The sequence below is a fragment of the Crossiella sp. NPDC003009 genome, assembly GCF_053591555.1.
Genome location: NZ_JBSFUA010000002.1, coordinates 132,438 through 144,411 on the forward strand (window position 1 = coordinate 132,438; position 11,974 = coordinate 144,411).

Genomic DNA, 11,974 nt, shown 5'->3' on the forward strand with positions numbered 1-11,974 from the left:
GGGAGTAGGTGTCTCAACGCCGGACAGGCCAACGCCAAACGGACACCATACCCAGGAAAAGTGAACAACCGCACGGTTGGCCACCCGGTCGTGGCTGAACTCACGGATGCACGAGCACCTTGGTTCCCGGTCGCAGCAAGGCGAACGTCTCGTTCACACTGGGGTCGGTCATCCGGATGCACCCGTTGCTGGCCGGCCAGGTCTCCACCGGTTCGCCGCCGTGGAAGGCGATGCCCTGGTCGCTGCCGCCCTGCCCGATGTAGGAGGGCCGCCACATCGGGCCGAGCCTGGCGTAGCGCCAGCCGTCGATCTGCCGGGTGACGGTGAACTCGCCGGTCGGGGTGTGCTTGCCGGGCTGGTCGCGGCCGGTGGAGGAGTCGTAGATCCGCTCCACCTGGCCCGCCTCGTCCAGGAAGTAGGTGACCTGCCTGGCCAGGTCCACCTCCACCCGGAACCCCCTGCGGGCCTGGGCCACCGGCCGCACCGGGTTGCGCAGCGCGGCCGCGGTGGCCTCGTCCACCTGTCCGGTCCGCTCCAGGCCGTGCACCTTCTGGAAGGCGATCAGCGCGTGCCTGGTCTCGCTGTCCAGCTCGCCGGTCACCTCGCGCACCTGGTAGCCCTGCTCGTGCAGGATCTGCTGCGCCTGCCGCACCGAGGGCGGCTCCGGCTTGACCTCGGCCACCGGCACCGGCGCGGCCTGCGGTCGCAGGGTGACCGCCTGCGTCCGCACCTCCGGCGGGGTCAGCACGGTGCAGGCGGCCACGCCCGTCCCGCCGACCGCCGCCGCCAGCAACGCCCCGACCAGGTACCGCCCACGCACGCCCACAGTCCCCACGCCTTTCCGAGAGGTTCGCTCACCCAGTGCTTGGCCGATGCCCGGGAGAGCGCAACCACCCGGGCCGGTCCGGCGTATTCCGGTCATGACGGCCGACGACGAGGACCTGGTGCCGCGCATCGGCGAGGACCGGGACGCGCTGGCCGAGCTGTACCGTCGGCACGTGCGTGCCCTGCTCGGCTACGCCGGGCGCAGGCTCGGCGACCCGAACGACGCCGCGGATCTGGTGGCCGCGGTGTTCCTGGAGGTCATCCGCACCGCCGGCCGCTACGACCCGGCCAGGGGCACGCCGAGGGCCTGGCTGTTCGGCATCGCGGCCACCCTGCTCGCCGCGCACGGCCGGTCCAGGAGCCGGGAGGCCCGCGCGCTGCGGCGGGTCTACGGCCGCCGTGAGCTGATCCCCGAGGACCACGCCGAGCTGGCCGGGCGGATCGACGCCGCGCGCAGCGCCGAGTTGCTGCACGCCGCGATCGACACCCTCGCCCCGGCCGAACGCGAGCTGTTCCTGCTGGTCGCGCTGGACGGGCTCACCCCCACCGAGGCGGGCGCGGTGCTCGGCATCGCCCCGGCCGCGGCCCGCATGCGGCTGAGCAGGGCCCGCCGCAAGCTGCGCGCCGCCCTGCCCGAGCCGGTGGCCGCGCTGGTGTGCGCGCCATGAGCCGGGAGCAGGAGCCGCTCAGCCCGCTGGAGCAGCGGATGCTGGACGGCCTGCTGGCGGTCGCCGAACAGGAGTCCGTCCACAGTGGACCCGCCAAGCGGTCCAGGTTCGCCTGGCTGGCGGTGGCCGCGATCACCGTGCTCGGCCTGGGCGCCGCGGCCACCGTGCCCAGCCTGCTCGAACCGTCCATTCCGGACACCCCGGTGCAGCACGCGCCCGCCCCCGGCCACATCGGCTACCGCAAGGTCATCACCGGCACCAAGTACGTCAGCACCAGGCTGCTGGACAACCGGTACGTGGACATCACCGCGGAGATCCGCGGCACCGGCGAGCTGTGGGCCGAGCTGAGCGACCCGCGCACGGTCCGGGCCAAGCTCGAACCGCACCAGGTCCTGGAGTGCACCCCGGCCGACCAGCGCGGCCTGTGCGCGAACTGGCTGGCCGACAACACCGGCAAGGGCCTCGGCCTGCGCCTGACCCCGGAGGACCGGACCCTGCCCGGCCTCGGCCGCCATCCCGAGTCCGACGTCACCGGCCTGAGCCACCAGACACTGAACCTGCTGCCGACCAACACCGTCGGCGGCCGCCCGGTCACCGAGCTGGCCGCGGACCCGGAGCAGCTGAGCGGGCAGTTCGACGAGCTGCCCCGCCGCGACCAGCACAAGGGCGTCCAGTTCACGCCGAGCCGCTGGGACCGGTTGCGCCTGGCCGTTGACCTGCTGCTGGCCACCGGCGCCAGCAGGGAGCAGCGGGCCGCCGCCTGGACCGTGGCCCAGCGCTCCGCCGAGGTAGCCGAGACCGAGGCCGCCGACCGGCTGGGCAGGCCCGGCCGCGCGCTCGCCTTCGAGAGGTCGCCGGGCATGCGGCGGCAGCTCATCCTGGACCCGGCCTCGCTCACCCTGCTCAGCCAGAGCGAGGACTACCCGCCGCCCAAGGACACCGAGCGGCAGAAGTTCCCGGTCGCCGTCGCCGACTACACGCTGTACCTGGGTGCGGGCGCGGTCCGGTCGATGGCAGAGGTCCGCTGACCGGATTTGCCACGAAACGGCCACGACCTGGCCAAGAGCTGGTGGTCAACCGGGTCAGAACGCCTGGTGCGGGGCGCAGGATCAGGCCCCCGATCCAACCGCACCTGGAGCAGTGGCCATGCGTCTTCCCTCCCCCTCGCGTCTGCTCACCCTGACGCTGCTGCTCTGCCTCGGCCTGGCCGGCACCGCCGCCGCCCAGCCGACCGCCACCTCCGCAGGCGACCCGAGGGCCACCGCACACCCCGGCAACGCGACGACCTGTGCCCAGGCCGGCCTGCCCGGTCAGCTGATCACCGGTCGGCTGACGGTGAACATCAGCGGCGGCAGCCACCTCACCGTCACCGCGGTCCCGCTCGGCGTGACGGTGACCGGCGTCGTGCTCAAGGGCGGCGACAACCACAACGTGTACCTGCCGGGCGCGCTCGGCCTGCTGCCCTGGCCCGGCCTGCACTCCCCGCTGGTCGGCCAGAAGGGCAACATCCCCGACATCAGCCACTGGTTCGCCTGCGGCACCGGTCAGACCACCACCAAGAGCAACACCAAGAACACCACCAAGTCGACGACCAAGAGCACCACCGCCACCACGACCACCGGCGGCCTCACCTCCGCCACGACCAGCCGCGGCACGACCACCACCTCCGCCGCCGCCACCCCGCGCACCACCGCGCCCACCAGCACCGTGGTCCCGGTGCCGGTGGCTCAGGACGACGAGCTGGCCAGCACCGGTTTCAGCAACGGTTGGCTGCTCGGGTTCGGCGCGGTGCTGCTGCTGGCCGGTGGCGTGGCGCTGGCGCTGGCCAGGCGGCGGCCGCGGACCGGTCGCTGAATCGGGCAGGGGCGCGACGGCGTGCACACAACGAACGGCTAACGAGCAAGTAGCGGGGGCTGTGCCAGCGGCGATGTGACTGTTGGATGCAAGCCTCACCCACCTTGAGCAGGAGCCCCCGCTGATGCACGCCCTCGTACCAGCCTTCCGCCGTGCCCTCGCCCTGGCCGCGGTGGTCCTCACCACCTGGCTCGGGGCAGCCGGCAGCGCGGGGGCCGACCCGCAGATTCCCTGGTCCGGCGACGAGCGGGCCACCCCGGCCGCCGGGGTGGCCGCAGGCTGCGCGGCAGTCGGGTTGGCGGGCGAGCTGGTCGAGGTCACCGTGACGAAGGACCCCCGGTACCTCACCGTCACCGCGGCGGACCCAGGTGTCACCCTCACGGGGGTCGTGGTCCAGGGCAGGCCCGGATACAACATCTATCCGGCGTCCGCGTTCACCGGACTGCCGTGGGAACGGCTGCACGCGCCGCTGGAGTCGCCGTCGCAGCCGCAGAAGCCCGCGCTGACCACCAACTGGTTCGCCTGCGGGAGCAAGGCAACGACCACCACGACCACGAAGACGACCACGACCACGAAGACGACGACCACCACGACGACCACCAGCACCACCACGCCGACCACGCGTCCGACCGGAACCACCACCTCGTCGACCACGAGCCAGACCCCGGTCACCAGCACGACCCCGCCGCCCGCGGTCACCAGCAGCACCGGCCCCGGCCTGGCCACCACCGGCTTCGACGGCGGCTGGCTGATCCCGCTGGCGGCCGGGCTGATCCTGCTCGGCGCGGCGGCGCTGATCGTGCCGCGCCTGCTCCGTCGCCGCGGCTGAGGCCGGGAAGGGGACCAGGATGACGCTCACCGAGGATGAGGCGGCGCCGGCCCGCACCCGCCGGATCGCCTGGCTGGTGCCGGTGGTGACCGTGGTGCTGGGACTGCTGGTGGCCTTCGTCGGCGTCGGCGTGCTGGCCAACCGGTACGAGCCGTTCCGGGTGGAGACCTCCGCGATGGAGAACACCCTGACCCAGGGCACCAAGTCGATCACCAGGCCGGTCACCGACGGCGGCGCCTCCGTGCAGCGCGGCGACGTGGTGCTCTTCGACGCCGGCCGCGCGGGCTGGCCGGGGGCCGAGCGCGGCGAGCAGCTGGTCAAGCGGGTGGTCGGCATCGGCGGTGACACGGTGACCTGCTGCGACGCCCAGGGCAGGCTGGAGGTCAACGGCCGCGCCATCACCGAGCCCTACCTGCGCACCGACGACCCGGCCACCGGCAACCCGTACCAGTCGCCGCGGTTCTCCGTGCGGGTGCCGCAGGACCGGATGCTGGTGCTCGGCGACTACCGCGGCAACTCCCGCGACTCCAGGGCCTTCCTGGACACCGAGTTCAAGGGCACCGTGCCGCGCGATGCGATCAAGGCGGTGGTGGTCGCGGTCTTCCGCAACGGCGTCCGGCAGGTCTCGCCGAGCAGCGCGTTCACCGACGCCGGCCTGGCCGGGGCGGCCGAGACCGACCACGGCTACCGGTACGCGTTCTGGGCCATCGTCTCCGGGGTGGCCCTGGCGATGGCCGCGCTGCTGTGGCTGACCGTCGTCGGCGCGCTGGCCTGGCGGCGCCGACGACGGCAGCGTTCGCTCAGCCCTTGAGCAGGCCGGTCATCTCCGCGATCTCCTTCTCCTGCGCGGCGATGACCTCCTGGGCCAGCTGCTTGGCCTCGGCCGACTGACCCTGCGCCAGCTCGGTCTTCGCCATCTCCACCGCGCCCCGGTGGTGCTCGACCATCATGGTCAGCCAGCGCCGGTCGAACTCGTCCTTGCGCGCGCCGAGCAGCTCGTTCATCTGCTCGGCGGACATCATCCCGTGCGCGCCGTGGCCCTCGTGCTCACTCTTGGCCGGGGCGTTCCACGACTTCAGCCAGCCGGTCATCTTGTCGATCTCCGGCTGCTGCCCGTCCTGGATCCGCTTGGCCAGCTCCAGCACCTTGGCGTGCTCGGTGCGGCCGGGGGCCAGCTTGCTCATCTCCAGCGCCTGCTGGTGGTGCGGGATCATGCCCTGGGCGAAGGTGACGTCGGCCGCGTTGTGCGTGGCGGAGGTGGCGGCCGAGGTGTGGCCGTGCCCGGCCTGCTCGCCGCCCCCGCAGGCGGTCAGGGTGACCGCGGCGAGCACGCCGAGACCGGCCAGGACCAGCTTGTTCTTGCGCATGACAGAGCTCCTCAAGTACTGACGAATATGACCAGATGGGGAGACCCGGTCTGGTCAGCGCCGCAGCACACAGAGGGTGTCGAGGTCGAAGAGCTTGACCGGCGGCCCGCGCGGGATGGTCCGCACCAGGTGGGCACGCAGCCCGGTCAGTGCGGCCGCCGGGTCCCGGCGCAGCCAGCCCAGCAGGTGCAGGGCGAGCAGGCCGATCGCGGTGACGACCAGGCCGAGGCAGAGGTGCAGCAGCGTCGAGTCGTGCCCGCCGGGTGCGGAGCCGTGGTCGCCGTGGGACTCGCCGTGGTGTCCGGCGGCGGCCACCGCGGCCGGGCCGTGCGCGGCGTGCCGAGCCTCGCCCGGATGGGTGACCTGGTGCATGGCCAGCACGCTGAAACTGATCGTGAACACGAGCAGCGCGAGCCCCAGCACCCGCATCGGGCGTGGTCGGAGCGCTGTGGTCACCCGCCCAGCCTAACGTCACACCCCGACCTGCCAGCCCAACCGTGCCCGCTCTCGGCACGCGGTCTACGATTCCCATGCGCGGTCTGCCTACGCATGCCCGCAACCAGCAAGTGCAGGTGATTACCAGGTCAACAGGCCAGTGCAGGAGGCACCGTGACGGCCGTAGCCCCTCAGCCGATCGCCACGCGTCCGTTCCCGACGCGTCAGACGGTCAAGGGTTCGTTCCTGCTGCGGATGCTCCGCACCACGGACCACAAGCAGATCGGCATTCTGTACCTCGTCACCTCGATGGCCTTCTTCATGGTCGGCGGCGTGATGGCACTGCTGATCCGCACCGAACTCGCCCTGCCGGGCATGCAGTTGCTCTCCCAAGAGCAGTACAACCAGATGTTCACCATGCACGGCACGATCATGCTGCTGCTGTACGCGACGCCGATCGTCTTCGGCTTCGCGAACTACATCCTGCCGCTGCAGATCGGCTCGCCGGACGTGGCGTTCCCGAGGCTGAACGCCTTCTCGTACTGGCTGTACCTCTTCGGCGGCCTCACCGTGGTGGCGGGCTTCATCACCCCCGGCGGCGCGGCCGACTTCGGCTGGTTCGCCTACACCCCGCTGTCCAACGCCATCCACTCGCCCGGCGTCGGCGCCGACCTGTGGATCTCCGGCCTGGTGGTCTCCGGTCTGGGCACCATCCTCGGCGGCGTGAACATGATCACTACGGTGCTGTGCCTGCGCGCGCCCGGCATGACCATGTGGCGGATGCCGGTGTTCACCTGGAACATCCTGATCACGAGCCTGCTCGTGCTGATGGCCTTCCCGATCCTGACCGCCGCGCTGCTCGGCCTGATGGCCGACCGGCACCTCGGCGCGCACGTGTTCGACCCGGCCAACGGCGGCGTGATCCTCTGGCAGCACCTGTTCTGGTTCTTCGGGCACCCCGAGGTCTACATCGTCGCGCTGCCGTTCTTCGGCATCGTCTCGGAGATCTTCCCGGTGTTCAGCCGCAAGCCGATCTTCGGCTACAAGGCGCTGATCTGGGCGACGATCACCATCGCCGCGCTGTCGGTGACGGTGTGGGCGCACCACATGTACGCCACCGGCGCGGTGCTGCTGCCGTTCTTCGCCTTCACCACGTTCCTGATCGCGGTCCCGACCGGCATCAAGTTCTTCAACTGGATCGGCACCATGTGGCGGGGTCAGCTGACCTTCGAGTCGCCGATGCTGTTCTCGGTCGGGTTCATCATCACCTTCCTCTTCGGTGGCCTCACCGGTGTGCTGCTCGCCGCCCCGGCGATCGACTTCCACGTGTCGGACACCTACTTCGTGGTGGCGCACTTCCACTACGTGCTCTACGGCACCATCGCCTTCGCCACCTTCGCCGGGATCTACTTCTGGTTCCCGAAGATGACCGGGCGCCTGCTGGACGAGAAGCTCGGCAAGCTGCACTTCTGGACGACCTTCATCGGCTTCCACCTGACCTTCCTGGTCCAGCACTGGCTGGGCAACGAGGGCATGCCGCGCCGCTACGCCGACTACCTGCCCAGCGACGGCTTCACCACGCTCAACTCGATCTCCACGATCGGCGCGTACCTGCTCGGCGCGTCCACGCTGCCGTTCATCTGGAACGTGTTCAAGAGCTACCGCTACGGCGAGGTCGTCAAGGTCGACGACCCGTGGGGCTACGGCAACTCGCTGGAGTGGGCGACCTCCTGCCCGCCGCCGCGGCACAACTTCACCGAGCTGCCGCGGATCCGGTCCGAGCGCCCGGCCTTCGAGCTGCACTACCCGCACATGGTGGAGCGGATCCGGGCCGAGGCGCACGTGGGTGGCAAGCACAAGACCGCGGTGCTGGACGCCCCGGCCGCGCCGTCCGAGGTGGCCGCCAACTCCACGCAGTCGCCGGAGCAGCACGACGAGGATCCCAAGTCCAAGTGAGCTGAGCGCCGAACGGGGTAACCCCCCGGATGCGGCGCACCGGCTCGACGATGAGCCCCACAACCGCCCGTGAGGGTGGCTGTGGGGCTTGTCTCTTTTCCGGGCCCGGCATCGAGCCCGCGGCCCTCGACTCCAGGAGACTCGGCAACCGTGAGTACCCGCAAAGCCACCACTGTGCTGATCACCGTCACCGGCCCGGACAAGCCCGGCGTCACCTCGGTGCTCTTCGCCGCGCTGACCAGGCACGGGGTCGAGGTGCTCGACGTCGAGCAGGTGGTGATCCGCAGCCGCCTGGTGCTGGGCGTGCTGGTCTCCACCACGCACGACCCGGAGGGCCTGCAGGAGCTGACCGAGCAGGCCATGGCCAGCGTGGGCATGCACGTGGACGTGGAGATCGGCGCCAGCGAGCGCTCCTCGGCCCGGCACGGCTCCAGCCACGTGCTGGTGGTGCTGGGCCGCCCGGTCACCGCCCGCGGCTTCACCGAGGTCGCCCGCAGGCTGGCCGCGCTGGGCGCGAACATCGACTCGATCCGCCGGGTGGCCGACTACCCGGTCACCGGCCTCGAGCTGGCGGTCTCGGCCAGCGAGCACACCCCGGAGGCCGACGCCGAGCTGCGCGCGGCCATGGCCGAGGTCTCGGTGCGCGCCCAGGTGGACGTCGCGGTGGAGCAGGCCGGGCTGACCCGGCGGGCCAAGCGGCTGGTGGTCTTCGACGTGGACTCCACCCTGATCCAGGGTGAGGTGATCGAGATGCTGGCCGCGCACGCCGGGTGCGAGGAGCAGGTCAGGGAGATCACCGAGGCCGCCATGCGCGGCGAGCTAGACTTCACCCAGTCCCTGGAACGCCGGGTCGCCCCGCTGGCCGGACTGCCGGCGAGCATCCTGGCCGAGGTCGGCCGCACCCTGGAGCTGACCCCCGGCGCCCGCACCACCATCCGCACCCTGCGCAGGCTCGGTTTCCGCTGCGGCGTGGTCAGCGGCGGCTTCACCCAGGTCATCCAGGGCCTGGCCGAGGAGCTGCGGCTGGACTTCGTGGCCGCGAACGAGCTGGAGATCGAAGACGGCAAGCTGACCGGCCGGGTCACCGGCGAGGTGGTGGACCGGGCGGGCAAGGCGGTCGCGCTGCGCCGCTTCGCCACCGAGTACGGCATCCCGCTGGCCCAGTGCGTGGCGGTCGGCGACGGCGCCAACGACATCGACATGCTCAGCACCGCCGGCCTCGGCGTGGCCTTCAACGCCAAGCCCGCGCTGCGCGAGGTGGCCGACACCGCGCTGTCCCAGCCCTTCCTGGACGCGGTGCTGTTCGTGCTGGGCGTGACCAGGGCCGAGGTGGAGGCCGCCGACGCCGCCGACGGCCTGGTCGAAGAACGCATCGAGGTCGGCTGACATGCTCGAACCCCTGGCCGCCCGCTACGCCACCTGGCTCGGCCTCCCCGCTCAGTCCATCGCGTCCATGCTCGACCCCGCAAGCAGGTCTTCGGGAGACACAACCGACGAGGACCCGGCCACGGTCCGCGCCATGCCGATAGTCCTGCGCATCGAACGCCAGGACCCCGCCCCGCGCACGGCCCTGCTGGAAGCCGCCGCCACCGCCGCCCTGGCCGTCTGCCTCGCCCCCGAGGCCCAGCCCGAGGGCGAGTGGCACGAGCAGGTCAGCACCTGGGTCACCGGCCGCATCCGCAAGGTCTCCCGCCGGGCCCGCGGCGCGCACTGGGACGCCATCCAGGACCTCCCCGGCATCACGGTCGCCCACGACGGCGCCGAGGTCCGAGCCCTGGTCCCCGGCCTGGTCGCCGAGTCACCCCGGGTCCTGTCCCGCCTGCAGATCTCCGGCAGCGAGCTCCCCGAGGACAACCCCGGCCCGCCACCCGGCGACCGCCCCGTGCTGTGGCTCAACCCCAAGATCGAGATGACCGTCGGCAAGGCAGCGGCCCAGGTCGGCCACGCCACCATGATCGGCGCCGCCCTGCTGCCCGCTGAGGACCTGGCCCGCTGGGCCGAGCAGGACTACGCCTGCGCCGTGCGCACCGCCACCCCGGCCGACTGGGCCAAGCTGCTACCCGGCCCCGACCCGGCGCTGGCCTGGCGGGAACGCCGGGTGGCCGCGGTCCGCGACGCGGGTTTCACCGAGGTCGCCCCCGGCACGGTCACGGTGCTGTTCAGCTGGCCGCGCTGACCAACGCGTGCAGGTGCATGTCGTGCCACCCGTCGGCATGCCGGATCGAGCTGCGCAGCACCCCTTCCTCGGCGAACCCGGCCCGCTCCGCCACCCGGCAGGAGGCCACGTTCCGCGTTGAGTGCCGCAGGTACAGCCGATGCAGCCCCAGCTCCTCGAAGCTCCACCGCACCACCCGCCGAGCCACCCGCGCCGCGACCCCGCGCCCCCGGGCCGAGGGCAGCACCCAGTAGGACACCTCGGCCGTGCCCTCCACCAGGTCCACGGTCCGCAACCCGGTCTGCCCCACCGGCCGGTCATCCGGCCCGGCCACGGCCCAGCTGGCATCCCGCTCATCCCGCCAGCGCGTCGCCCAGCCGGCGATCCAGTCCAGGGCCTCCTCGGCGCTGTCCAGCCTGCGCACGTGCCAGCGCTGGATGTCCGGGCAGCTGAAGGCCTCCCGCACCACCTCGGCGTCCGCCGGCCGCCAGGGGCGCAGGGTCAGCTCCGCGTCGACGGTGAGGCTGGGCTGGGTGCGGGCGCGCAGGTGACCGGCGGGCAGGGCGGGTTCGACCAGGATCGGCACGGGCTAACCGAACCAGGTCAACGTGATCGGCTCCGCGGGCGGCCCTGCCTTGAGCGTGCGCAACAGGTCGGCCAGCCCGATCGGGGCCACCTGTTCCGTGATCGACTCCAGTTCGCCGACCGGCCACCAGCGGTGCCCGAGCAGGTGCGAGAGTTCGCCTTCCTCCTGGGCGGTGATGTCCACGGTGAAGGCGGGCACCCGCAGCTGGAAGTAGTACTCGGTGGCGAAGGTGGGCGTCCGGCTGAAGGTCCACATCCCGGAGGTGGTCGCCACCACCGGCCCGACCTGCTCCGGGCTGACCACCAGCCCGGTCTCCTCGCGCAGCTCCCTGGCCGCGGCCACCGCCAGCGGCTCGCCCTCGTTGACCCCGCCGCCCGGCGTCGACCAGCAGTTCCGTTCGTTGGCGGGGCCGTACCGGTTGTGGAACAACAGGATCCGGTCGTCTTCGTCCAGCAGCAGGATGCGCGCGCTGACCCGAGTTCGATGCGGTGTATCCCCCATGTGATGACCTTAGGCCGTGTCCGGTGTATGTCGCACGCCATCGCCGGGCCCAGCCCGCCCCTGGCGGCACCGCCGGAACGGCCACGTACAACCCAGTACGAGGCCGCCCCGGCGGCACCACCAGGAACGACCTGGACTCCGGCGCTCACGCACGACATACACCGGACACGGCCTACCCGAAGAGTTCTCGCTCACTATCTCTGTGAGGTGGAGAATTTTCGGTCGATCTTCTGATTTAGTTGCCAGGTGACGGGAGGTCCGGATGGCCGCCCGCTGGTATGAGAGGAACTCGATGTCGAAGGTGTTCTCCCGCAACGGTTTCCGCCGGATCGCCGTGGCTGGTGCGGTCCTGGTCGCCCTGGGTGGCGTGACCGCGCCGATGGTGTCCGCGGCGACCTCCGCGGCTGCCTGCACGCCGGTGGTGCTCAAGAAGGTCCTCACCTCGGCCGACAGCGGCGGCATCGGCGTCGTATTCACCTACTCCGGCACCGTCTCGGAGAAGAGCGCCAAGTACCTGCCCGCCGGTGAGAAGCCCGCCCAGGACGGCAGCGGCGACCCGATCGCGGTCAAGGGCAACGCCTTCATCCGCCTGGTCGTCTCCTGCTACAACTGGACCCAGGACACCTACCGCGGCCCCAAGCGCATCCCCGGCGAGGGCGCGGTCAAGGAGATCGTGCACGGCGGCACCTTCGAGGGCCAGCAGACCTGGTACATCGGCGTGGACCGCAAGCGCGCCTTCGACGACCTGAGCCGTGGTGCCAGCGTCTCGCTCAAGGTCAAGGTCTGACCTTCGTCTCC

General features: G+C 71.5%; 14 protein-coding genes. 9 read left to right on the plus strand and 5 right to left on the minus strand.

Annotation, left to right across the window (positions count from 1 at the left end; translation table 11 throughout):
- Positions 1 to 100: 100 nt before the first annotated feature.
- Positions 101 to 820, minus strand: coding sequence for a L,D-transpeptidase family protein (locus ACWDY5_RS02555; protein WP_449720608.1), 720 nt, complete (start codon positions 818 to 820; stop codon positions 101 to 103).
- Between the two features lie 100 nt (positions 821 to 920).
- Between ACWDY5_RS02555 and ACWDY5_RS02560 the strand changes: the two genes are divergently transcribed.
- The 5 genes from ACWDY5_RS02560 (at position 921) to lepB (ending at position 4,987) form a co-directional block, all read left to right on the plus strand.
- Complete coding sequence (locus tag ACWDY5_RS02560) at positions 921 to 1,493, plus strand: RNA polymerase sigma factor (protein ID WP_449720609.1); 573 nt, start codon at positions 921 to 923, stop codon at positions 1,491 to 1,493.
- Positions 1,490 to 2,521: a hypothetical protein gene (locus ACWDY5_RS02565; protein ID WP_449720610.1), complete on the plus strand. Its 1,032-nt coding sequence runs from the start codon at positions 1,490 to 1,492 to the stop codon at positions 2,519 to 2,521. The genes ACWDY5_RS02560 and ACWDY5_RS02565 overlap by 4 nt, the downstream gene beginning before the upstream one ends.
- A 118-nt stretch (positions 2,522 to 2,639) precedes the next feature.
- The gene (locus ACWDY5_RS02570; RefSeq protein WP_449720611.1) at positions 2,640 to 3,347 is read left to right on the plus strand and encodes an LPXTG cell wall anchor domain-containing protein; all 708 of its coding nucleotides are present in this window, start codon (positions 2,640 to 2,642) and stop codon (positions 3,345 to 3,347) included.
- A gap of 124 nt (positions 3,348 to 3,471) precedes the next feature.
- A complete protein-coding gene (locus ACWDY5_RS02575) occupies positions 3,472 to 4,176 on the plus strand; it encodes a hypothetical protein (RefSeq protein WP_449720612.1) in 705 nt (234 codons plus the stop codon).
- Positions 4,177 to 4,195: 19 nt separating this feature from the next.
- A complete protein-coding gene (gene lepB / locus ACWDY5_RS02580; protein WP_449720613.1) occupies positions 4,196 to 4,987 on the plus strand; it encodes a signal peptidase I in 792 nt (263 codons plus the stop codon).
- On the opposite strand, the gene ACWDY5_RS02585 is transcribed toward lepB, so the two are convergent.
- On the minus strand, positions 4,977 to 5,543 hold the full coding sequence (locus ACWDY5_RS02585) for a DUF305 domain-containing protein (RefSeq protein ID WP_449720614.1): 567 nt from the start codon (positions 5,541 to 5,543) through the stop codon (positions 4,977 to 4,979). The two genes, lepB and ACWDY5_RS02585, sit on opposite strands and share 11 nt — an antisense overlap.
- A gap of 54 nt (positions 5,544 to 5,597) precedes the next feature.
- On the minus strand, positions 5,598 to 5,999 hold the full coding sequence (locus tag ACWDY5_RS02590; RefSeq protein ID WP_449720615.1) for a hypothetical protein: 402 nt from the start codon (positions 5,997 to 5,999) through the stop codon (positions 5,598 to 5,600).
- Between the two features lie 153 nt (positions 6,000 to 6,152).
- On the opposite strand from ACWDY5_RS02590, the gene ctaD reads away from it, so the two are divergent.
- The 3 genes from ctaD to ACWDY5_RS02605 all read left to right on the plus strand — a co-directional run bounded on the left by ctaD (position 6,153) and on the right by ACWDY5_RS02605 (position 10,110).
- A complete protein-coding gene (gene ctaD / locus ACWDY5_RS02595; RefSeq protein WP_449720616.1) occupies positions 6,153 to 7,934 on the plus strand; it encodes an aa3-type cytochrome oxidase subunit I in 1,782 nt (593 codons plus the stop codon).
- A 150-nt stretch (positions 7,935 to 8,084) separates the two neighbouring features.
- The gene (gene serB, locus ACWDY5_RS02600) at positions 8,085 to 9,320 is read left to right on the plus strand and encodes a phosphoserine phosphatase SerB (protein ID WP_449720617.1); all 1,236 of its coding nucleotides are present in this window, start codon (positions 8,085 to 8,087) and stop codon (positions 9,318 to 9,320) included.
- Between the two features lies 1 nt (position 9,321).
- Complete coding sequence (locus tag ACWDY5_RS02605; RefSeq protein WP_449720618.1) at positions 9,322 to 10,110, plus strand: peptidyl-tRNA hydrolase; 789 nt, start codon at positions 9,322 to 9,324, stop codon at positions 10,108 to 10,110.
- Here the strand turns inward: ACWDY5_RS02605 and ACWDY5_RS02610 are convergent.
- Both ACWDY5_RS02610 and ACWDY5_RS02615 read right to left on the minus strand, forming a co-directional pair.
- Positions 10,094 to 10,675 (minus strand): GNAT family N-acetyltransferase, encoded by a 582-nt coding sequence (locus ACWDY5_RS02610; RefSeq protein WP_449720619.1) that lies wholly within the window; start codon positions 10,673 to 10,675, stop codon positions 10,094 to 10,096. The genes ACWDY5_RS02605 and ACWDY5_RS02610 overlap by 17 nt on opposite strands.
- Before the next feature lie 3 nt (positions 10,676 to 10,678).
- Positions 10,679 to 11,176, minus strand: a complete 498-nt coding sequence (locus ACWDY5_RS02615) for an NUDIX hydrolase (RefSeq protein WP_449720620.1) — start codon at positions 11,174 to 11,176, stop codon at positions 10,679 to 10,681.
- Positions 11,177 to 11,468: 292 nt separating this feature from the next.
- Here ACWDY5_RS02615 and ACWDY5_RS02620 point away from each other — a divergent pair, with 292 nt between their 5' ends.
- The gene (locus ACWDY5_RS02620) at positions 11,469 to 11,963 is read left to right on the plus strand and encodes an AMIN-like domain-containing (lipo)protein (RefSeq protein WP_449720621.1); all 495 of its coding nucleotides are present in this window, start codon (positions 11,469 to 11,471) and stop codon (positions 11,961 to 11,963) included.
- The last annotated feature ends 11 nt before the right edge of the window (positions 11,964 to 11,974 follow it).

Coding starts and splice junctions, on each gene's coding strand:
- ACWDY5_RS02575 (WP_449720612.1), top strand. CDS start 3,472: ATGCACGCCCTCGTACCAGCCTTCCGCCGTGCCCTCGCCCTGGCCGCG.
- ACWDY5_RS02615 (WP_449720620.1), bottom strand. CDS start 11,176: ATGGGGGATACACCGCATCGAACTCGGGTCAGCGCGCGCATCCTGCTG.
- ACWDY5_RS02570 (WP_449720611.1), top strand. CDS start 2,640: ATGCGTCTTCCCTCCCCCTCGCGTCTGCTCACCCTGACGCTGCTGCTC.
- ACWDY5_RS02605 (WP_449720618.1), top strand. CDS start 9,322: ATGCTCGAACCCCTGGCCGCCCGCTACGCCACCTGGCTCGGCCTCCCC.
- ACWDY5_RS02585 (WP_449720614.1), bottom strand. CDS start 5,543: ATGCGCAAGAACAAGCTGGTCCTGGCCGGTCTCGGCGTGCTCGCCGCG.
- ACWDY5_RS02560 (WP_449720609.1), top strand. CDS start 921: ATGACGGCCGACGACGAGGACCTGGTGCCGCGCATCGGCGAGGACCGG.
- ACWDY5_RS02620 (WP_449720621.1), top strand. CDS start 11,469: ATGTCGAAGGTGTTCTCCCGCAACGGTTTCCGCCGGATCGCCGTGGCT.
- ACWDY5_RS02565 (WP_449720610.1), top strand. CDS start 1,490: ATGAGCCGGGAGCAGGAGCCGCTCAGCCCGCTGGAGCAGCGGATGCTG.
- lepB (WP_449720613.1), top strand. CDS start 4,196: ATGACGCTCACCGAGGATGAGGCGGCGCCGGCCCGCACCCGCCGGATC.